Consider the following 21,670-nt stretch of genomic DNA (forward strand, 5'->3'; position numbering starts at 1 on the left):
CTTGTACTTTTTCTTGATGACGTTGCTGATCATCGTGTCCTTTACGATGGAGGGACCAATTTTCCTGTGAGATCGTATAATTGTTTTGATTTTCTTCTGTCATTCCTTTCCCTCCTTACATAGTTTTTTATGCTTTCATAAAGTGAAACTTTAATCAGTGGGGATTTTCTTCATCCCCCACTGATTATTAGTTGAACCAATCGGGCTTTTACGGGCAGTTTATCTCCCGCCTAACTTCTTTGCTTTTGCTGAATTTTGAGGCGGGAGTATTACTGACCGTTAATGCGGGATGAAAACACATCCTAAAACATGGGCTTCTTAGTTAGAAAATAAATTTTAAAGAAATGCACTTCATACTTAAGAAAGAAACACAATGCATTGTTGCACACTTTACGGCTCTGCAACATATTGTATTGTGTTGACTTTTTTCTATATGAATGGTTGGTTACTCTATCATATGCTGGTTGTGAAAATAATTGACAAATAAATTCATAAGATTGCATTTTAATTTATTCATAGCGGACAAGCATTGCCTCTATATAAAATCCAGTTAAAAATGACATAGCGAGCATAGTTTGTTTACATAGCAACTTATATGTTGAACAAGCACAATATACAAAAAAACTGCCTCAAGTAAGAGACAGCTTTTCTGCTATGATGATTATCGATTTAATAAGCTACCTACATAGCGGAGCAATTCGTTTGCCGATGTGGAATTGTAGCCATGTTCATCAATTAACCTTGCTACAACATTATTAATTTTCTTCAACTGATTTTCATCCGGCGTTTTCGTTGACGTTGTAATTTTGACAACATCTTTCAAATCAGCGAATAGTTTCTTCTGGATTGCTTCGCGAAGACGTTCGTGCGAATTATAATCAAATCGCTTCCCTTTGCGGGCATATGCAGAGATGCGAATTAAAATTTCTTCGCGGAACGCTTTCTTTGCGTTTTCGGAAATACCAATTTGTTCTTCAATCGAACGCATCAGTTTTTCATCTGGGCTCATTTCTTCTCCAGTTAATGGGTCACGAAGTTTCGACTTATTGCAATATGCTTCTACGTTATCTAAATAATTATCCATCAGTGTCTTCGCTGATTCTTCATATGAATATACAAACGCTTTTTGTACTTCTTTCTTCGCAATCTCATCATACTCTTTACGCGCTAACGAAATGAAATTCATGTAGCGTTCACGATCTTCGTTACTAATAGATGGATGTTGGTCTAATCCATCCTTTAAAGAACGTAATACATCTAAAGCATTAATGGATGCTACTTCTTTACGAATAATCGTCGAAGAAATACGGTTAATCACATAACGCGGATCGATTCCACTCATACCTTCATCTTGGTATTCCCGCTGCAATTCTTCTACATCAATAGAATTGTATCCTTCTACCATTTCACCATCATATAAACGCATTTTCTTAATTAAATCGATGTCTGGCCGCTTCGGATCTTTTAAGCGTGTTAAAATGGTAAACATCGCTGCGACGCGAAGTGTGTGCGGTGCAATATGCACATCGGAAACATCACTTTCATGAATCATTTTCTCATAAATATGCTCTTCTTCACTTACCCGTAAATTATATGGAATTGGCATTACAATAATCCGTGAATGAAGTGCTTCATTTTTCTTATTTGAAATAAAGGAACGATATTCTGTTTCATTCGTATGAGCAACAATTAGCTCATCTGCGGAGATTAATGCAAATCGACCCGCTTTAAAATTTCCTTCTTGCGTTAGTGATAATAAATGCCATAAAAATTTTTCATCACATTTTAACATCTCTTGAAATTCCATCATTCCGCGATTTGCTTTATTCAACTCCCCGTCAAAACGGTAAGCGCGCGGGTCAGATTCCGAACCAAATTCGGCAATGGTAGAAAAATCAATACTACCTGTTAAATCAGCAATATCTTGCGATTTCGGATCAGATGGACTAAATGTTCCTATCCCTGTTCTGCGATCTTCCGAGAAGAAAATCCGCTCAACAATTACATCTTCAATTCTACCGCCGTACTCTTGTTCTAGACGCATTAAGTTTAATGGTGATAAGTTCCCTTCAATCCGCACTCCATACTCTACATAAAAGTCCTCACGTAAATGATGCGGAATAAGATGTAGCGGATCTTCATGCATAGGGCAACCTTTTATGGCAAAAACTGAACCGCGATCAGTATGTGAATATGCCTCTAATCCACGCTTTAACATTGTAACTAATGTAGATTTCCCGCCACTAACTGGTCCCATCAGTAATAGAATTCGTTTTCTTACGTCTAATCGTTTTGCAGATGGATGAAAATACTCTTCTACAAGACGCTCTAATGCTTCTTCTAATCCAAATAATTGATTACTGAAGAAGTTATACTTTCTTCTGCCGTCTACTTCCTCAATTCCAGCATCCTTTACCATATTATAAATACGAGAATGTGCTGTTTGTGCTACCCATGGTTTTTCTTTCAGAAGCTCTAAATAGTCAGCAAATGTCCCTTCCCACTTTAAACGCTCTTCTGCTTCCCGGTGCTGTTCGATTTTCTTTAAAATATCCATTATAGCTCCTCCCCCATCTCCTTGTTCAAGCGGATTATTATAAACGTATGCGAGGATGTCCTTAAACATTCATACGAATCAAAATGAAATTGTACATAAACTTTATAAAGTTTATTGCCAAAATTGAAAGAAAATTCGGTATAATAAAAATGATAGAGATAAATATGAATGGGGGCTATGCTCATGAAGCTTTTATTAATTTTAGGTGTTATGCTCACATTTCTTACTGCTATTTTCACATCAGGATACAATGATAAACCAAGAGCAAAATAAAGTGAACCTTCCATCAGTGGTGTCCTGATGGTTAGTTGAACCAATCGGGCTTTTACGGGCAGTTATTCACCTCCTATCCTCTTCGATTCTCTCTGATTCTTGAGGTGGGGGACTTACTGTCCGTTAATGCAGGATAAAAAGTGATGAGCATGCTCATCACTTTTTATCTGTCATCAAATAAAATCTCTCCATATCACTTACAGAAAGAGGTTTATTAAAATAATACCCTTGGGCTACAATCGCATTTTTTTCTTTCAAAAATTCAACCTGTTCTGCATCCTCTACTCCTTCAGCAATGATGTTTAAGCCTAACGTATGAGCAAGATGAATAATAGCTGTCGTAATATTTGCCCCTTTTTCATCAGCACCTACTTCTTGCATAAAAGAGCGATCAATTTTTAAAGTATCAATTGGATATCGTTTTAAGTAACTCAGTGACGAATATCCCGTTCCAAAGTCATCAAGATGAATGTTCAAGTTCTTTTCCTTCAAACGAAGAAGCACTTGCTCTGATAATTCTTTATGCATTAATGCTCCTTCTGTAATTTCAATTGTTAATAAATGCGGTGGAATGTCATATGTCATTAAAGCATCCGTAATAACCTCTATTAATGTAAAAGAGCAAAAGTGCTTTGCTGAAATATTTACTGCAATCGGGACAGGAGTAAGTCCCTTATCCAGCCATTCACGCATTTGTCTACATACTTCATGTAATACCCACTCATCAATTTTTAGAATAAACCCCGTTTTTTCGGCAATTGGAATAAATTCTCCTGGTGAAACATTTCCGAGTTCTTTATTATTCCAACGAAGTAAAGCTTCCATCCCGACCAAATTTTCTGTCATGATGTTAACTTGCGGCTGATAATTTAATAGGAATTCATTTCGCTCTATCGCTTGATATAATTGATTTTCAATGATGATTTGTTTCTCACGCTGCGCACTAAGATCACAAGAATAAAAACTATAATTACCTTTTCCTTGCTCTTTCGCACATTCTAGTGCTAGATCAACACGCTTAAATAATGTTTGTTCATCTTTTCCATCTAAAGGAGACATGACAACCCCAGCGGAAGCACTTAAATATACTTCTCCTTCCCTCATCACAAAACGCTTCTCCATTTCTTTTAACAGCCTTGGAACAAATTCTTCTGCATATTCTTTATCTGCATTTTCTATTACAATGACAAACTGATTACCATGTGCTCTGAAGAGGTATGCCCCGTTTGGAATAAGGGATTCTAAACGTCTTGCTACATTGCTTAACACTTTATCTCCAGTTTCATGACCAAATGTATCATTAATGAAATGAAAGCGATCTAAATCTACAAACATAAGTGTAAATTTCTTGTTCTCCTTGAACAAACGAGTTAACATCTCTGTGCACGCAATACGATTCAATAAGCCCGTCAATTGATCATAATAAGCTAAATACTCTGTCTTTTGTTCATTTAATATTTGCTTTGTCACATCTCGGGCGACGACGTATACACCGATTATATCGCCATTAATAATAATAGGAACTGTTCGAAATGATACATACAATTCATAACCATTTCTATGATCATATTTATGTCCAAAAAGTTGCGTAGAATGACCTTGCACTGTTTCTTTGAACATACTTTGAAACTCATTTATATAATCTCCTTCAATATATTGAAAGATAGACTGATTTTTTAACTCTGCAGCTTCGTGACCAAAAACCTTATATGTTGCAGGGTTTGCATACATAATTCTTCCTGTTAAGTCAAGCGAAATAATCGCATCATCATTATATTCTAATAACGACTTGAATAACATTTGCTTTTCCTGCATCTCTGTTTTTTCCTGTACATGCGCTGTAATGTTACGTTTAATACAAATAATATATTTACATATACCATTATTACAACATACAGGGTTTAATAATGACTCATAATGCAAAATTTCTCCTGTATCTAAAGTCATATAATCACGAAAAGTACTTGTTTTTTTCTTTTTTAAAGCCTCCTCATATTGTATTTGCAATACATATGCGATATCTGGAGGCAACAATTCTTGAAATGTCTTTCCATAATAATTTGTATCTACATTCAAATGTTGTAGTCCTTTTTCATTTATATATACATATTGAAACCATTTATTTTCTACAACTTTTACAATAAACACTAAATCTTGAATGGCATGAAGCAATCCTTGGTGAATTAAAGTCATATCTATTCCCTGTAAAGGGTTAACTACATCTTTCTTATTTGCAAATAGTTCCTTCATCAACATCGCAACCTGCCTTATGTTATATTTATATATTCTATTTTAATAGAATATATCTTTTTTTGAAACAGGTGCAAGCCTTTATAAAAAAATATTCATTTTCTTATCAAAAAAGTGTTGGTTTAGAATAAAGGTTGATATTAAAGCCTACATATTAAGAATTTCATATCTAACTAAAGAAGTCGGTTAGCTCCACATGATTAAAATAAGTAAATTGTGGTATAATTTTTGCATTGTAATATTAGTTTCTCACATTTTGGGAGGGTAATAATGGAAATCAAATTACAACCAGAAAGTAAGCCGATAGTAACTGATGTGAAAATATTATTAATATATTTATTTATATTCAACTTTGTTTGGATTTTTAAAGAATTATGGTTAGTACAGTATATTGAGCCATTGAGTGAAATTACATCCACATTTTTAAATGCATCCATTAAGATTCTCATATGGATATTCCCCGTCTGCCTATACATAAAGTATTACTTACACGCTAATCCAATTAAGTATTTAAAAATGGAAGATATAAATAAAGGTATGTTTTGGGGAACATTTCTTTTGCTACTTCTAGGTCTTTATTTTATGTTTGAAGTATCTATTTTAAATGATCAACCTTTTCATTTTAAATTATCTTTAAATAACTATATGAATGGAATCCTGTTGGTTGGAATTACTGAAGAAGTTGTATTCCGAGGTTTCATTTTACAAGAACTTGACAAAAGATTATCTTTTTGGAAGGCTAACATAATCACTTCTTTTTTATTTCTAATTATACACTACGCTATTTGGATCTATGATGGCGTATTCTTTGACCTTTGGAGTCATATCTATGTTTTTCTAATTGGCATATTCTTTGGACTAGTATTTAAAAAGTCAAGATCGCTTTGGTCAGTTGTTATATTGCATTCTTTTCACAATTTGCTTGTTAGTATTATGTAATCAAAATTTATTTTAAAACTACAAAAAGCCGTCATAAGACGGCTTTTAATAAACAATTTCTACATCTAATCCTGGGAAATTTTGTTGACGTAATGCTTCATAAATCAAAATAGCTGCAGTATTCGATAAGTTTAAAGAACGAACTTTATCAGTCATTGGGATGCGTAAGCAACGATCAAAATTATGTTCAATCACATTTGCTGGAAGCCCATTTGTTTCTCTTCCAAATACGAAATAATAATCTTTTTCTACGTTGCTATAATCAAATGTTGTGTGTGCTTTCTCTCCATACTTTGTTAAGTAGAAAAACTCACCATTTGCATTTTTTTCAAAAAATTCCTCAATAGAGTCATAATACGTAATTTTTACGTGCTCCCAATAATCTAATCCAGCACGCTTTAACGCTTTATCGTCAGTAGAAAATCCAAGCGGTCTAATTAAATGTAATTCTGCACCTGTTGCTGCACAACTACGCGCAATATTACCTGTATTCGCTGGAATTTCTGGTTGATATAAAACAACATGTATTCCCACAATGTTCACCTCAATCTTTTTCTACTACGTATTATACCACTTGGATAAAAAATCTCTAGTCATTATCGAGAATATGAAAAAACTTATACTTCATTTGCGGTGTATACTTACTTGAATCTTCATAATCCCAATACCGTCTGCGACTATTGGCAGAATGTGCATTTACAAGAGGCATACCATTCGCATCTTTTGCTACGACAATTGTCGTATGATTCCATCTTCCATCATTTTCAAAGTCATATACAATGATATCGCCAAGCATTAGATCCTGCGGTTTCTCAACTTGCTTTGCTCGAAGTCCTAGAGAATCACTTGATAAGTACCAATGAAAAGAATGAGCTACCGCCCAGCTCCAGCTCCATTGGCGATTTTGCTGCCACCATCCACTGCGAATATTCGGATATCCAGTCATTGGAGTTTCACCAGCATGCAGACATTGAGAAATAAAATTTGTACAGTTATCAGGAAAGTTCTGATAAGCTGGATTCCGATCATCCCACCATCGCTCTGCATATTTCACGGCCTCTAAACGATTATAACTGTATGGAACATATTGTCCTTTTCCCTTTGTTACTTCACGTTCCAACGTTCCAGTTTTCTGTTCATCTATCGGCGTTCCAATTGCTATATCCTGCTTGATACATCCATCTTCTAATCGTAAACGCCTCTCCATTTGTTCTTCCTCGACATAAAATAAATGATGATGACGAATAAAATACTGAAAATGAATTTGATAATCTACCTCATCATAGTCCACACCTTTTAACTGTCTCATAAAAGATACGTTAGCATTGCTTTTTACTATCTCAGCATTCCGGCTTTTAAAGAGTTTCTTTTTACGGTGTAACATGTCAACAATATCATCGGAAATTTCAGCTTCATTCATACGTTTATTTGTTATATAATCCAATCTCCTTTGCAGACACTGTTGAAGATGCTGTTTTATAGACATAGAGTCTCCCCTCCCCTTATTACAATATGAGGGACCTAAGGATAATCTGCTATTTTTTCTCAGCTAACAATTCAAGACCACGGTTCATCTCATGAAGCACTTCTTCATCCTTTTCCCGCTCTTTCGCTTTTTCGATTGCCTCTTGCACACCTTCGCCGCCAATTTTCCCTAATGCCCACGCCGCTGTGCCGCGAATAACAGGACGAGGATCTTCTTTCATTACAGCAACTAAATCAGGAATGGCCGTGTCATCTTTAAAATGAGCCAGTGCCAAGATTGCATTTCGCTGCAACGGCTTTTTCCCTCGCCACGATCCAGACATGATTCCATACTTTTCTTTAAAATCACGATTGCTAATGGTCAGAAGGGGTTTTAATAACGGCTTTACAAGTTCAGGATCAGGTTCCATTTCCGGATGATTATGAAAATCTATCCCCTTGTTTTTTGGACAAACAGTTTGACACGTATCGCATCCGTAAATTCGATTTCCAATCTTATCCCGATATTCTTCTGGAAGAAAACCTTTCGTCTGCGTTAAAAACGCAATACATTTTTGAGAATTTAATTGTCCTCCTTGGACAAGCGCTCCTGTCGGACAAACATCAATACACTTTGTACAGCTCCCGCATTGATCTTCAATTGGAGCATCTGGTGGAAAAGGAATATTTGTAATCATCTCGCCTAAATAAACATACGACCCAAACTCCGGCGTAATAATGGAACAGTTCTTTCCACTCCATCCAATGCCTGCTCGCTCTGAAACAGCCCGGTCGCTTAATTCTCCCGTATCTACCATAGATTTGACCTCTATATTTGGTAAACGTTCGATTAAATATGCCTCCAACTTCTGTAAACGATCACGCAAAACAAGATGATAATCTTGCCCCCAAGAAGCGCGGCAAAAAATGCCTCGTCTCTCTCCTCGTTTGCTTTGTGGTGCATTTTTTAACTTCGAAGGATACGCCAACGCAATTGCAATAATTGATTTTGCACCTGGTAATAACAAATCCGGATTCGTTCTCTTTTCTATATCTGATTCTTCAAAACCTGATTGATATCCTAATTGTTGCTGCTGAATAAGCCGCTGCTTCAATTCCTCAAATGGAGAAGCACTCGCAAAGCCTATCTTATCGATACCAATTGTTTTACTATACGCAATAACATCTTGTTTTAATTGTTCAAAATTCACAGTTACTCTCCTTATTAAGATGTATATTTATTTCATAAGCAGTCATTTTGTAATATATATAAATACAAATTAAAAACCTCATATAAAACCCTTTTCTTGTTAGATGGGCGAGAGCGTCTGGCCATGAGTAGACGCGGTCAGGGCGCCACATGCGATGTTTTAAACACACAAGGAGCAAGCCAGTAGCGATTCTGCATAGCAGTGACTTATGTGTTGAAAATCAAAGTGGATTTATATCGAATTACACGTTACTATTTTTACATATATTCATGTAATCAAAACATAAAAAAACGCAATGCTTCGTTTATCTGAGAAACGAAACACTGCGTTGATCACAATAATTATAAAAATACGGAATAATTTCTGGAGCGGGTGAAGAGAATCGAACTCTCGACCAGAGCTTGGAAGGCTCTTGTTTTACCACTAAACTACACCCGCGAATATTAAGAAAATATTAACTTTCTGTTAACTTATGTTGAAAATTATAACATGTAGTATAGGGTAGTGCAATAATTTTATCGAAAAAAGTCGAAAAAGTGATGAATATCTCATCACTTTTTCGTAATTTTATCAATTGCCGCCTTAATACTATCATAATCTGGATTAACAAGTTTACCATTTACATATATAGAAGGTGCACCTTGTACTTTTAACTTCTGAGCAAGGTCAAAATCTTTCTGCACTTTATCTTTTATTTCCTTACTCTTTACATCCTTTTTAAACTTCTCTACATCAATCGTAGGTAACTTTTGTTTTACTATATCTAATATTAAATCCTCTGTAATCCATTCTTCTTTTTCATTCTTTTGATTTTGATATATTTCATCATAAAATGTCCAAAATGCTTTTGGATCTTGTTTATAAATCGCTTCTCCAGCAGCTGCGCCTAAATCAGAGTCTTTCCCGATAAAAGGAAAATTAATAAAATGAAGCTGAACTTTTCCTTTATTAATATACTCTTCCTTTAAGCGTGGCAATACCGTTGTATCCCATGTACGACAAGCTGGACATTTAAAATCTCCAAATTCAACAATATGGATCGTAGCATCTTTCTCTCCTAAAGATTGCTGCGTGCCATATAAAAAGGTATCTTTTCCTTTTTCCTTCTTATCGTTCACAAGACTATATACAATTGTACCAATTACAATAAGTACTGCAACAGAAAAAATAACACCGAGAACCATAATATTTTTTGATTTCATATACATTCCTCTTTAATGTTTTATTCTTTGTATACCACTATATATACAATATTTATGATAGCAATTCTCATATAAACAGTCCATTGAAGTTGCTCATAAAATAAACAAAATCAAATAAATGTGACAATATTGTGTCTCATTTCTCTTCCATTCATTCACAGAAAAAAAAGAGTGCGTTCTTTTTGAACACACTCTTAACTGACAGCTTTCTCAGGCTCTACTGGTTGGTTATTAGGAATGTCATGACGAATAACCAGCTTTTCACTTGTAGCTTGTACATATTCAGCATGAGTAATATATCCTTCTCGCTCCATGAGCTTCAACACAACATTACGTCTTTCTACAGCCTTATCATAATTTTTTATAGGAGAATAATAAGATGGTGCTTTCACAACAGCTGCTAACATTGCACTTTCACTTAATGTTAATTGATCCACCTGCTTACCGAAATACAGTTTCGCAGCTTTCTCAACTCCCCATGCCCCTTCTCCATAATAAATATTGCTTACATAAAGTTTTAAAATCTCATTTTTCGTAAATGTTCTTTCAATTTTTTTTGCATAGAAAACTTCATCCCACTTACGTGAAAATGTTCGGTCACTTGTTAAAAAAACGTTTTTTGCAAGCTGCTGTGTAATTGTACTACCGCCTTGTACAACACCACCAGCCTTTATATTTTCGATTGTGGCTCTAACAATTGCAATATAATCTAATCCGTTATGATGATAGAATCTCTTATCCTCAGTTGCGATAAATGCATCCCCTAATTGTTCTGGTAACTCAAAGTGAGTAGGTACTGTCAATTTACTTATATCTTTGCTTTCAATCATTTTATTTCCAGCAAACAACAGTATAGAACATAGCAATACTAACAATATAAGGGCTTTATAAAAAAACTTTGCAATCGGAGTTAAAGAAATATTATGATGCAAAGTGCGATATGCTGTTCGTTCCTTCACAACAGACACCCCATTTCTTTCAGCACTCATTTCTCTTAATTTAAGCATACATTTATTTTTAAAAATATCCAATTCATTTCTCTTACAACTTCCTTACAAATTTGTAATTTAAAAGCCTGAAAAGAAAAAAAGTATCTTCTACTACAGTAGAAAACACTTGGTAGGTTATTTATGATCCTAATAGGTAATTTACCGTTTTCGATGCCTATTCTAACCTTTCAGATATTACATGAATTGTTGGTGTTATGCAAGCCATTGAACCTACTAGTTGCAAAGAATGAATTCCTCTTATAACATAATTGCCATTTGCAATTGTATTGAAACTTAAAATTGTCAGATAAATGTTGAGAAATATATAAAATTAATCTCCGATAAATGTTCTTCTGTTATCATTATTTGTAAGAATATTCCAAAAGAGGAGGGGGTTTCATGAACATTCAAATGAAGGGGAATGAACAGATTACAAAATTACTTAACGACTGGTATCAAGCTATGTTGCAACAACAAGTTTTAAAAGCAACTAACTTGAAACAAGAAATTGACGGGGAAGTTGCTAATATAAAAGAAGATAAAAATCTATTGTTTTATTATTCATTACTTGATTTTAGATATAAGGTATTAACTGACGGTTTAAGCATTACAAAAAATAGCTTTAACATGATTGAGTTATATAATATACCTTCTGATAATTTTCTATCCTACTATTATCACTTTTTCAAGGCCATACATGCTACATTAACAACCAATCATAATGAAGCTAGTGAATACTTTAATAAAGGATTGGAAGCGAGAGAAAAAACATTTGAGAAAGGGGCATTAAAATAATGTTTAAAGAAATTAAAAAGATTGGATCCATTATTTTAGGTTTATCTGTTATTGGTATTGTATCTGTTGGCTTACATAGTTCATTCACATATCAGGCAGGCCACGCAACAGAGAGAAATAAATAAAAAAGCGTCCCCTACTATTTGAAGTAAGGAACGCTTATAAACGTCGATATTACGCTATTTCTTTGAATAACTTTCGATAAATAAACATAAAAAAAAACGAGTTAATCTCGTCTAAACAGTACCGATGGTCGGGGTCGAACCGACACTCCAGAAGGAACACGATTTTGAGTCGTAGACGAGTATTTGTAAGCCGCTTTATATGCGGGATATTCTCGAAGTATTCAGCGTCTATTGTAACTGCCGCTACCTCTTCCGTTCTAATCGCTACACACGATTATTTACCATTGAATCTATTGTATTATAGTGAGTTAGAGAACGCAAGTGAAAAAAAAGCTTCCTTATTATATAGGAGTATATCTTTTCGTATTCTTCGTGGTCTTCGTAGTCTTCACAAAACGACATAGAGCGTATTTAGACGCATAACTGTACGTTAACTCATATCTAATCGCCTTGTAGTGCGTTTCTCGGCGTAACTTTCCGTACTCATATGCAAAAAAAGGACGCAAACAAATAGACCTGCGTCACACTTTTTACTAACATACTTACGCACGATAGCAGTCGAATCATCAAGCCTTATTTATATTTCGCAAAGAATTCGTGAAGTGCTATTTGTACAATTTCTTCCTCGCTCAGACGATATTTATCTTGGAGAGTATCTATCATCGTACATGTACCTTTATCCAAGCTTACAGTTTTGCGTAACTTGTCTGTAGACTTCCCCTCTTCCGCATGTGTGTGTAACAAATGGATAGACTGTTCAAATTTCCGAGAAGGTTCTTTACGCTCTTTAATCGTAGTATCTATAACTTCTGTACCCGTTTCCAAACCTTTTACTTTTTCACGAAATATCTTCATTTCGCGTGTTGTTAAACTGTTGTTTTTACCTTCTTCCTTCTTATTTTTAGGAATGCTATTAGTTTTCGATGTAATGATAAACTCTTGTATATCTTTTTCTAATGGGGGTTTACCAGTAGACGTATACTGCCATCCAGCTTTACCTTGACGCTGATATTCATATCCTGCAAGTTTTATTGCTTTCCGTATTTTCTTTTGATTTATACCTATCTTCTTCTCTAATGTCCGAGTTCCAGTCGTTTTTAATTCATTTATAATATTTTCAATATTCATGTTCTCTTCTCCATTTCCTAGTTACATTTGCACTTTTTATGCATAAATTTAATTATAATGTTTCGCTTTTTGCGAAATGCGCATAAATTATATTTTTATTTTATTTTTTTATTAAACGAAAAAAAGAGGGCGTAATAAGCAGAACTAAATCCGCCTAATACGCCCCTTTCGTTGTTATTATTATCCCTGTACTGTCTCTGTTACAGTTTCGTCACCTAAGATGTACAGTACGCCTGTTTCTTTATTTGGATACGCTGTGAATGTGATCTTCGCTACTCGCTCGTTATCAGCGTTGTAAGTGTAGTCTGGGTCTGCGATAGCTGATGCCATTGGAATAGTAATCCAGTCATTCGGTGTAGTTGCTGGGTCTGTTGGTTTGATAACCATTTTCTTAGCTGTCGCTAACATGTCGTAACCAGCTTGCGCACTAACTACGAGTTTCTTCTTGTCTCCGCTTACTGTTAACTTAGAGTTAGGCATTACCTTCGCTAACTTATCTAAGTCGTGTAACGCAAAAGGTACTGTAGCCTCTGCCTTACGCCCTTTCATGATTGCCTTAACAGGCGTTTCGCCGAATTGGTCTACTGTTACGTCCTGTATGGAAGTAGATACACCGAACTTAATACCGCCTTTTGTAATGTCGAATACTACCTTTTCTGTATCGTCGCCGTACTCTACGATAGCTGCACCGATAGGTACGTTAATGCTCGATGTTTTAACCTCTGCCATGTCGTTTTCCTCCCTTAGTTTCTCGTTGTTAGTGACGCTGACTATACCAGCCACCCCACTTTACGCCCCGTAAGCATCATGCCTTCGTTCGCATTCTCTATAAGGCTCTTAGTACTTGCGGGGATAAGCTCATCTAGTGGCTGCCCGATGGCGCTCGTAACGTTGTTCTCTTTGAATGTGAATGAGCCGACGCCAGTAACACTAAACCCAGCGATACCCTGCTGCTGCATTTTGTTAGTATCGTTAAATGCGATAGCTAAATGCGCCGCAAACTCGAATACAGCCTCGTCGGGAATCACAGCCGCCTGCGCTTCGTACTTATCTCGTAATGTTCTCTCAGCCGCATTAAGTAAGCGGGTTTTCTTTTCGTCTTCCGCTTCGTGCCAATCTTCGTTACTAATCACATAGGCGTCGATATGCTCGTTCGCTGCTTCGATTCTATCTGCGTAATTTTCCACGCTACCACCGCCTTATATTAAAAAACGACTAGAGCCGAAGCCCTAGCCGATATATTTCGATTATTTGTTAGTTGAAAGACCCACGATTTTAGCATGTGCTGCTTCTTGTAGCATTTCTAGCGTGTACTCACCGACTAACATGCCTTTCATGTAGTCGCCTGTCTTACCTAAGAACGTGTGTGAAAAGTCACGTCCAATTAGTGGTCGAATAGATAGGCGGTTAGCGTCTACGATTAACACCTCGCCAGCTGGTAGGTTGCTATTTAATAAGATTTCCGCTGCACCGAAGTCGGATACATAATGGTCTACTACTTGTCCTCGTCCATTATCCACACGGTCTAAGCGGATTAACGCATTATCGAAGTTAGAGATAGCAATCTTTTGTGTAGCACCTACGATAATTTTATAGTTACCACTGGCAGTAGAGCCGCTTTTCTCGAAGATTGCACGGAATGCTTCGATTAGATGCTCATCTGAAATCACTGCGCCGTTGGCTTTGATTACGTTTGTTTGAATGAACGAACGAACACCACGCATCATGCGTGTATGACCTCTCTCGTAACGAATACCGCTGATTACTGCTTTTTCTAGTTGTAACGCAAGCTCTAGCTGTTTCTTTTGCTTCTCTTTCTCGTACTCGTTGTCTACGCCGTATTGAGCTACTGCCATCGCTGTACCTGTAAGCTCTACAGATTCGTCGAAGATTTGCGTAATATTAGATACACGCTTACGAGGTTTGTAACGAGCGGCACGGGCATCTGCACCCTCTGCGCCTTCTACGAACATTACTTCGAGAGTTGCTCCGACTTCTACCTTTTCGGAAACTGTTTCCGCATAGCCACGAATTACCGTTAACGTGCCGCCTTCAATCTTAATGACTAAGATTAGCTCTTCGCCATTTCGAATAACTAGATTAGGACGGAATGCTTCGGTACTTTCAACTTCAATAGTTGTAGCGTCTGCTGCTGCTTCCTTCGTTGCGATACCTTCCTGAGCAAACATTTCATCTTCGAACCAAACGTGTTCGACGTTCGTTACTGGGTCGCCGAATCCAAGTAGTTCGAGCATAGGCGTTTGTAGTGGGTTTAGTAACAGCATTTCATCTGTTACGCTTTTTTGTTTACCGATTAGATCATTAGAGTATGTTACCATTTATAATTTCCTCCTTAGAATTAGAAAAAGCCGCCCGATTATTGGCGACTTCACTGTGTTTTATTTATATTAATAGGCGATTAGCCTACAGATATTAATTAGCTCATGAATCTTGCAGGTATTTGTTTATACTTCAGAATTTTATGCCAGTCGTTATCATTTGGCGGTACGGGAATATCTCCAATACTTGCCGCATTCTGCATAAGAGGACGAGCACCCTTTCGACTTCTAAAACGTTCGTTCATGAAGTTGACCGCCCATTCATTCTCGCTCTCGACTCGTAAAATTTCTTCGACTGCCTCGAAATAATCTCGTAATCCTTGCTCTGCCTTTTTACGCAGTGGGTCGACTTTATTTTTGCGTACGGTCGGCACAAAGTTTGTTTGCCAATCACGAGCAAGGTCATCGAGCGTTATCGTACCTGCTAGATTCGTCATTGCGTAATCATTCGCTTTGGTGTACTCGGATTCGGCAACCTTTAAGGCTGCTTTAGCCTTTTCGATATCTGCTAGTGCTGCTTTCTTTTTCGCATCGACTTTCTTTCCAACGAATTCTTGGTTTAGAATTTCTTCATATGCTTGCGTGGCTGCCGTTACATCGTTTTTTGCAGCTTGTACCTTTTCTCGATATCCTGCGATAAACTCATGTGCCTTATCGTGTTGTACCGAGAATTCATCATAGAGTTTCCATTCCATCTTTTATTGCTCCCTTCGTATTTGCTTTTGTATTTCCTTCTAGTAATCTGATACACTTGCGTAACATTGAGATTAACTTTTCACGCCACTTCGGCATTTGTTTCTCATTCGGATCTTTTAATTCATAAATATCTATTAAAGCTGTTTGTACAATCTCGTCTTCGTAGTACCTACGTGTTTCTGACGTCTCTTCTCCCGTTTTGAAATGCCCTGTAATATCGGTTTCACTAATACAAGCCTTATATACCGCTTCTGTGCTTGTCCATACGTCAAAGGCTGGCAAGTCTTCGCAGTTACAATACACGATTTCTCGTAGCTTCCTAGCTAGCGGCTTGGCTTCTAGCGGCGCTGCGGTTTGCGCTACTAATACGTTATTGACATACAAGAACGAATATAAAAACGATTTTCCTCGTAGCTTGTGTACGTTTGTTACTAATAAGGGTCGCATATTAATCTCCTTCTCTCGGTTTTAATCGTTTCTTTAGGTCTCCGCTTATAGCGGTCATGCTGCCATCGAACGCACTTAGTAGAAAAAGGTTATGAGAGCCGATTAGTTCCGTTAGAATCTCAGCTTTCTCTGATGGTAGCTTTTGTTCTCCCGATAAAAATCTCGACACGCTCGCCTGCGTCGTTCCTAATAGCTTCGCTAAATCTAATTGTGTGAGTTGAGCGAGCTGTAAAATTAATGCAAGTATCGAAGAATTGTATGATGGTTTGTTCACTTTTTACGCCTCCTTATTTCATATTCATAGTTGATCGGGTTGCGCCCCCGACCCAACAGAGGCTCGACGGGTAATGACAGACCCGCCGAAAATTAAGGGAAAAGCCCACTGTAAAAGTGGGGAAAAAGGAAAGAAAGGAAAAGAAAAAAGGAAAACTTCTCCTCATCTATATGTATAGCTGTAGCTTAGATTCTTGTATATTCTATACATATTTTTTATATTTTTTTGATTTATCACTATATAGCGGCATTTTGATAAAACGAAGGGTCGAATATATCAATATCTTTTATACCGCCCGTTCCTCTCGGTGTATGAGGTACGGCGACCCAATTCGGACGCCTTTCCATACCCTTATTTACGATACGACAATACTCACCATATTTTTGACGACCTTCGGCGATAACCTCAGATAGTTCTTGATTTATTTGTGCCCTTGTCTTAGTACCGTTTGTGCTGTTTGTAGTTTTCATTTTTTCGTTATCTCCTTTGTGTTGGTTTATTTTTTTACGCAGATTTCTCGGCATTATGCTTCTCGTCCTTTACCTTCTTATATAGTTCGGCGATTTCTATTCGCCCTTTGGTCGTGATATACGTATGTGTATAATCGAAGCTTGTCCATTTTGATTTCCTCGTTTGTATGCTGAACCATCCTAACCCCCTGTATTTTCCGATTGCTCGATATACTCCTTCCCTCGTTTTTTGACCTAGTACACCACGTTCTTGCAAGAACTCACGAAGACTTTTCGCTGATAGACCGTCGATTTCTTCCGCAACCTCACCGAACGTATACACCTCGCTAGATTCGATGAACTCCGAAACCTTACCGCTTAGTACGTCCCTTTCTTCCGTGACTTCATTTAGCTTTTCTTCGACTTTTTCGATATGGCGGTTTTTATATTCGATAATCTTCGCATTAGCTACGGCAAGCCCTTGAACGTCACCAGCCATCATTGCCCGAACCGCTTCAGTAGTTAATTCCTGTTCCTTATTGATTTCGACTACTTTGACCTCTTTGCTCGTATTCTCTTCGATGTTTAGAAGCTGCGTGCGTACTTCCTTCGCTACTTCACTATCACGTAGCAGCATACCTACACGTAGAATTGCTCGTTTTGTGAATAGCATAGCTCGGTGTACGAATTGGTTTAAACCTGCATCTTGAAGGCTAGACTCATTATGAGTTTTACCTTTTAGCTCCCGTAAATCATCACCCGCATATAGTGCCATCCCATCTGATTCTAATTCTGCTCGATTCCGCTGATATAAATTAGAAATTGTATGTACTGAAACCTCGTAATACCCTGCTACTTGATGCGTTGTCGCTAGTTCCGCCCCGTCTAGCAGTAACAGTCCTTTGACTTTGCTTAATACTTCGATTCTCTCGATATACTTCTCACGCTGCGCTACGTTTGACGGGTCTGTTAGTACGTCCGCCCCATGTGCTACTGCTGTTACCTCTTGTTTCGGTGTTTCCTCTCCGAAATTTGGAATTAATACTAGTTCTTCACCTTTGTATTTCATGTTTGTTACCTCCGATTAGTTATTTTAGTTAGTTTTTATAGTCGTTAGCGACGTAATCCCAGTTATGTAAGGTTGCTCCGCCGTTCCATTCGACTTCGATACGATCTTTTGTAGAATCTTTTTTATTTTTCTTCGCATGACTATGCAATTTCTCGCATTTTAGCGTTTCATTTTCTGCCTTTGCCTCACCTCCTTTAACTTCGTCTTTGCCTTCGTGCTTCTTACGCCGACGTATTCGCCTTTTCTTACGCATTAGCTTCGCTTTCTGTTCTGCTGGCATATCTAGGTATCGTGTTTGGCTCTTCGGAATCTCTATGTATCCTAAAAACATCGATACGCCTCCCTATTCCAATTTGTTTGCAGTATTAGCTTGCTGCTGCGTCTTTTTTAACCCGCTGCATGTCCTTCTTCTTGTACTCTTCGATGTGCTGTGAGAATTCAATATCGAATTTGCTTGCTCGTGGGTATCGGTCTAATAAAGCAAGTCTTTCGAGTGGTCGTAGCGGTTTATATAGATTCGTTCGCCCTAGCCCTCTACGCTCGATTTCGATTAAACCGACTTCTTCCAGCAATGCAATATGCTTCTTTACAGTCGGTACGCTTTTCTTTAATACTCGTGCCATTGCATACTGTGATGGATACGCAGCGCCTTCGTTTCTGTTATACCAGTTGATAATTATTTGATAGATTAGAATTGAATCTGCATTGAATCCGTACTCATGTAATGATAAGTACTCGAATATAGTTGCTGGCATCTTAACGAAGTCAACGCCATTCTCCTTATCTTCCTTGTCGTATAGTGGATTCAGCTCACTATCCCTTTTTATAGATTTCAACTCGTCCCTTAATGCTTTTTGTTGCTCTCTTCTTTCCTTTGCTCTCTCTTTTGTCATGGTTTCCCTAATCCTCCTTTATGGTTTCTAATTGGTAATATTTACCCCCGTTGCGTACACGCTTTTTTAGACGGTTAGCTGGCTCAACGTCAAGACCGTGCGTGTGCTATACGGAATACAGATTTACTCTTATACAGATGTTATACAGATTTAAATACATTTGAGTTTCGAATACTAACGTATTCTTACTCGTTAACATTTACGCAGTAATAATAGATAGTAGAGATATAGAGCGTAGACCTTAATATAATTAATCCCGCCCCTGCTCTTTCTTGCTGCGTCGTTTTCCCTTACGTTCTCATAGGCGCTTGTTACTCGAAAGGCTGGTGTATAGTTTGTAAAAAAAGAAAAAACACGACATAAGCCGCAGTCTAAGGAGAAAGCCAGTATGACGTTGTAGTAGCGGACAACTCTAGCCGCCCTTCCGAATGGATAGGCGCAGATAGTTAGCAAGATTGGTATGCATAAACACCCCGAGTTGAAATTTTATGCTTATAACTTTCGTACAGCTCCTGTAGAGCCTGCCATAGACGCCTTGGGGGTTCGGTGAAAAGCGAGCTGGTTTAATTGGATTCGCTACGCTGCTTTAATGCCTCACTAACTAACTTCGCAGCTGCTAGCTTCCAGCCGTTCAATTGATGATTAGTTTTGTTGCGTAACTTTTAGTTACGTTTCTTAACGCAGACATTACGATTAACTTCGTTAAAGAAGTAAAGAAAGACAATCTTTCCTTACTTGCGTTATGATCTTTCATCTCGTTATTGATTCGCAATGAAGACGGCGAACGACACGAAGACTTACGAAGACAAACGATTAAAGAAGCAACGACAACGATGTGATTAATACTCACATCATCGCAAGTAATCTTATAGCTGTGACGTTGAGCGCACATGGCTACACGTACAAGTAGTATCGTATGCACTGCACCAGCAGCCCTTGCGTATGTAATGTATACACCAGCACATAACACCACGCACGCCCTACAGACTCGTACAAGCGTCATACACACCCTAAATACATTACTCAATTGCATATGCGAGCTTATACGCAAGCCTACGCAGCTATATACCGAAGGTGTCGTATCGTATAGGCGTGTGAACAGATATCGGGGTGTGTTAGTAGAGTGCGAGAACATGGTGCGCCCTATTCGAATATAGATGCTGCGTAGGATTACGTCGTTATCGATAGAGTGTACTTATGCGGTAACATTTTACAATAAATTACAAACACAGTAATAACAAGGGGTTCAGCTATACAGCTTCGTTACCGTTTGACCGTTACCAAAAATAATGTTACTATTAAACTACAATAATGGTAACGGAGGAAATAACATGAGAAAGATTGCGTACATTCGAGTAAGTAGTGAGGGTCAGAATACAGCAAGACAGCGCAAAGCACTTAAAGAGGCAGGCTGTGAGATATTTTACGAGGAAAAGATCAGCGGTAAGAATACGGAACGTGAGCAATTACAAGCAATGCTAAACGATTTACAAGCAGGCGATATCGTAATGATACACGAACTGTCACGATTAGGGCGCAGCACTAAAGACTTACTACAAATAATTGATGTAATAAGAGAGAAGAACGCGGCGCTTAAATCTTTAAAAGAGGCATGGCTAGATACTTCGGAGGAAAGCGCTACGGGTGATTTTTTACTTGTAGTTTTTGCGGGATTAGCTGAATTAGAGCGAAAAATGACGCTGGAACGACAAAAAGAAGGTATAGAGATTGCGAAGAAAGAGGGCAAATATAAAGGACGCAGGCTAGAAGTAACAGAAGGCGGCAAGAAAGCTGAGAAGGCAGCGCAAGCTATAGAATGGTATAAAGAAGGCAAGTCTGTGCGGTATATATGCAAAACGCTGTCTATCGGAACAGGTACGCTTTACCGATTATTAGAACGAGAAGGATTGAAGTAACAGGGCGCTAAGCGATTGGTGTCTTTTTTTTGCTTAGATACGTACCCCCTTGAGTTTTGGAGGCGCTCCCCGTCCGACCCTTGCAGCACGTGAAAATGCGTATACAAAAGGGTATGACGTTAAAATAGCGTAAACAGTTGTAACTATTTTGATTACACGAAAATCATTGTAAACCCTACAGCCGCAAGCAATGCACCGTTTCACCGATAAAAATACACGAGTTTACAATGAGATCAGCGCCAACAACTCGCAACGCAATGACCGAAATGTCGGCGCTATCCCATTAAGTAAATCTATGTTATGTTCGCATTCAACGAGCTAGTTTTTTAGTTTCAATATCTATTTTTTCTTTAACGCAATAATCGTCAGAACTCCGATTACAATCGTCACTAATTGTTCTGTCATTCCTAAAACATCTTTCGCAAAGTCTACCAAATAGCTACACTCCTTTTCTTACATCACGTTGCGTGCGTGACTTGGTAATTCAAGCGTAGCATAATATTAAGTAGGATTTCGCATGACATAATTCAGTATTATTTTTATACATTTTTTAAGAAAACCCTTATATATCAAGGAATCTGCCTGCTTTTCTTGTTTTATCAATATTTCCACGTGAAACAAGGGAATTCGACATTACCAGTAATGTAAATCATT

At 37.5% G+C, this 21,670-nt stretch carries 23 protein-coding genes, 1 tRNA gene and 2 pseudogenes; 5 read left to right on the forward strand and 21 right to left on the reverse strand.

Translation table 11 applies throughout. From position 1 onward, the window contains the following. From H280_RS27055 to H280_RS0119305, 3 genes are all read right to left on the reverse strand, one after another. On the reverse strand, window positions 1–103 hold a 103-nt coding region (locus H280_RS27055), incomplete at its 3' end, for a hypothetical protein (RefSeq protein WP_442852832.1). A gap of 558 nt (window positions 104–661) precedes the next feature. Further along, the gene (locus H280_RS0119295) at window positions 662–2,557 is read right to left on the reverse strand and encodes a PrkA family serine protein kinase (RefSeq protein ID WP_020062773.1); all 1,896 of its coding nucleotides are present in this window, start codon (window positions 2,555–2,557) and stop codon (window positions 662–664) included. Window positions 2,558–2,986: 429 nt separating this feature from the next. Beyond that, complete coding sequence (locus tag H280_RS0119305; RefSeq protein ID WP_020062775.1) at window positions 2,987–5,080, reverse strand: EAL domain-containing protein; 2,094 nt, start codon at window positions 5,078–5,080, stop codon at window positions 2,987–2,989. A 270-nt stretch (window positions 5,081–5,350) separates the two neighbouring features. Here H280_RS0119305 and H280_RS0119310 point away from each other — a divergent pair, with 270 nt between their 5' ends. After that, window positions 5,351–6,019, forward strand: a complete 669-nt coding sequence (locus H280_RS0119310; protein WP_020062776.1) for a CPBP family intramembrane glutamic endopeptidase — start codon at window positions 5,351–5,353, stop codon at window positions 6,017–6,019. Between the two features lie 45 nt (window positions 6,020–6,064). Here H280_RS0119310 and trmL read toward each other — a convergent pair whose 3' ends face one another. The 6 genes from trmL to H280_RS0119340 form a co-directional block, all read right to left on the reverse strand. Next, on the reverse strand, window positions 6,065–6,553 hold the full coding sequence (trmL, locus tag H280_RS0119315) for a tRNA (uridine(34)/cytosine(34)/5-carboxymethylaminomethyluridine(34)-2'-O)-methyltransferase TrmL (RefSeq protein WP_020062777.1): 489 nt from the start codon (window positions 6,551–6,553) through the stop codon (window positions 6,065–6,067). A 55-nt stretch (window positions 6,554–6,608) separates the two neighbouring features. Continuing rightward, entirely contained in the window at window positions 6,609–7,505 is an 897-nt protein-coding gene (locus H280_RS0119320) for an amidase domain-containing protein (RefSeq protein ID WP_020062778.1), read from the reverse strand. Window positions 7,506–7,554: 49 nt separating this feature from the next. After that, window positions 7,555–8,694, reverse strand: a complete 1,140-nt coding sequence (gene queG / locus H280_RS0119325) for a tRNA epoxyqueuosine(34) reductase QueG (protein WP_020062779.1) — start codon at window positions 8,692–8,694, stop codon at window positions 7,555–7,557. 364 nt (window positions 8,695–9,058) lie between these two features. After that, window positions 9,059–9,132 (reverse strand) — tRNA-Gly (locus tag H280_RS0119330). Window positions 9,133–9,245: 113 nt separating this feature from the next. Continuing rightward, window positions 9,246–9,896 (reverse strand): DsbA family protein, encoded by a 651-nt coding sequence (locus tag H280_RS0119335; protein ID WP_020062780.1) that lies wholly within the window; start codon window positions 9,894–9,896, stop codon window positions 9,246–9,248. Between the two features lie 194 nt (window positions 9,897–10,090). Then, on the reverse strand, window positions 10,091–10,855 hold the full coding sequence (locus H280_RS0119340; RefSeq protein ID WP_028411309.1) for a transglycosylase domain-containing protein: 765 nt from the start codon (window positions 10,853–10,855) through the stop codon (window positions 10,091–10,093). Window positions 10,856–11,284: 429 nt separating this feature from the next. Here H280_RS0119340 and H280_RS0119345 point away from each other — a divergent pair. From H280_RS0119345 to H280_RS25865, 3 genes and pseudogenes are all read left to right on the forward strand, one after another. Beyond that, window positions 11,285–11,632 (forward strand): annotated as a pseudogene (locus tag H280_RS0119345) (response regulator aspartate phosphatase); the annotation flags it as partial. 47 nt (window positions 11,633–11,679) lie between these two features. After that, window positions 11,680–11,787 (forward strand): annotated as a pseudogene (locus tag H280_RS25340) (Phr family secreted Rap phosphatase inhibitor); the annotation flags it as partial. Between the two features lie 182 nt (window positions 11,788–11,969). Continuing rightward, window positions 11,970–12,209, forward strand: a complete 240-nt coding sequence (locus H280_RS25865; RefSeq protein ID WP_155895030.1) for a hypothetical protein — start codon at window positions 11,970–11,972, stop codon at window positions 12,207–12,209. 169 nt (window positions 12,210–12,378) lie between these two features. Here the strand turns inward: H280_RS25865 and H280_RS0119355 are convergent, their stop codons facing one another. The 12 genes from H280_RS0119355 to H280_RS25870 all read right to left on the reverse strand — a co-directional run bounded on the left by H280_RS0119355 (window position 12,379) and on the right by H280_RS25870 (window position 20,103). Continuing rightward, window positions 12,379–12,933 (reverse strand): hypothetical protein, encoded by a 555-nt coding sequence (locus H280_RS0119355; RefSeq protein ID WP_020062784.1) that lies wholly within the window; start codon window positions 12,931–12,933, stop codon window positions 12,379–12,381. A 180-nt stretch (window positions 12,934–13,113) separates the two neighbouring features. Further along, window positions 13,114–13,662 carry a hypothetical protein gene (locus H280_RS0119360; RefSeq protein WP_020062785.1) on the reverse strand — a complete coding sequence of 183 codons (549 nt, stop codon included), beginning with the start codon at window positions 13,660–13,662 and terminating at the stop codon, window positions 13,114–13,116. A gap of 41 nt (window positions 13,663–13,703) precedes the next feature. Further along, on the reverse strand, window positions 13,704–14,120 hold the full coding sequence (locus H280_RS0119365; protein WP_020062786.1) for a hypothetical protein: 417 nt from the start codon (window positions 14,118–14,120) through the stop codon (window positions 13,704–13,706). Window positions 14,121–14,180: 60 nt separating this feature from the next. Beyond that, on the reverse strand, window positions 14,181–15,272 hold the full coding sequence (locus H280_RS0119370; protein ID WP_020062787.1) for an SU10 major capsid protein: 1,092 nt from the start codon (window positions 15,270–15,272) through the stop codon (window positions 14,181–14,183). Window positions 15,273–15,370: 98 nt separating this feature from the next. Further along, window positions 15,371–15,967 carry a hypothetical protein gene (locus H280_RS0119375; protein WP_020062788.1) on the reverse strand — a complete coding sequence of 199 codons (597 nt, stop codon included), beginning with the start codon at window positions 15,965–15,967 and terminating at the stop codon, window positions 15,371–15,373. Beyond that, complete coding sequence (locus H280_RS0119380; protein WP_020062789.1) at window positions 15,948–16,415, reverse strand: hypothetical protein; 468 nt, start codon at window positions 16,413–16,415, stop codon at window positions 15,948–15,950. The genes H280_RS0119375 and H280_RS0119380 overlap by 20 nt, the downstream gene beginning before the upstream one ends. Window position 16,416: 1 nt before the next feature. Beyond that, window positions 16,417–16,689, reverse strand: coding sequence for a helix-turn-helix domain-containing protein (locus H280_RS0119385; protein WP_020062790.1), 273 nt, complete (start codon window positions 16,687–16,689; stop codon window positions 16,417–16,419). A gap of 236 nt (window positions 16,690–16,925) precedes the next feature. Then, entirely contained in the window at window positions 16,926–17,213 is a 288-nt protein-coding gene (locus H280_RS0119395) for a DUF4148 domain-containing protein (RefSeq protein WP_020062792.1), read from the reverse strand. After that, entirely contained in the window at window positions 17,194–18,207 is a 1,014-nt protein-coding gene (locus H280_RS0119400; protein WP_020062793.1) for a phage antirepressor KilAC domain-containing protein, read from the reverse strand. The genes H280_RS0119395 and H280_RS0119400 overlap by 20 nt, the downstream gene beginning before the upstream one ends. A gap of 28 nt (window positions 18,208–18,235) precedes the next feature. Next, on the reverse strand, window positions 18,236–18,538 hold the full coding sequence (locus tag H280_RS0119405) for a hypothetical protein (protein WP_020062794.1): 303 nt from the start codon (window positions 18,536–18,538) through the stop codon (window positions 18,236–18,238). A 34-nt stretch (window positions 18,539–18,572) separates the two neighbouring features. Continuing rightward, on the reverse strand, window positions 18,573–19,100 hold the full coding sequence (locus tag H280_RS0119410) for a helix-turn-helix domain-containing protein (RefSeq protein ID WP_020062795.1): 528 nt from the start codon (window positions 19,098–19,100) through the stop codon (window positions 18,573–18,575). A gap of 631 nt (window positions 19,101–19,731) precedes the next feature. Then, complete coding sequence (locus H280_RS25870; protein ID WP_155895031.1) at window positions 19,732–20,103, reverse strand: hypothetical protein; 372 nt, start codon at window positions 20,101–20,103, stop codon at window positions 19,732–19,734. Window positions 20,104–20,431: 328 nt separating this feature from the next. Between H280_RS25870 and H280_RS0119415 the strand changes: the two genes are divergently transcribed. Next, the gene (locus tag H280_RS0119415) at window positions 20,432–21,016 is read left to right on the forward strand and encodes a recombinase family protein (protein WP_020062796.1); all 585 of its coding nucleotides are present in this window, start codon (window positions 20,432–20,434) and stop codon (window positions 21,014–21,016) included. The last annotated feature ends 654 nt before the right edge of the window (window positions 21,017–21,670 follow it).

This window comes from Bacillus sp. 123MFChir2 (assembly GCF_000383235.1).
GTDB lineage: Bacteria > Bacillota > Bacilli > Bacillales > Bacillaceae_G > Bacillus_A.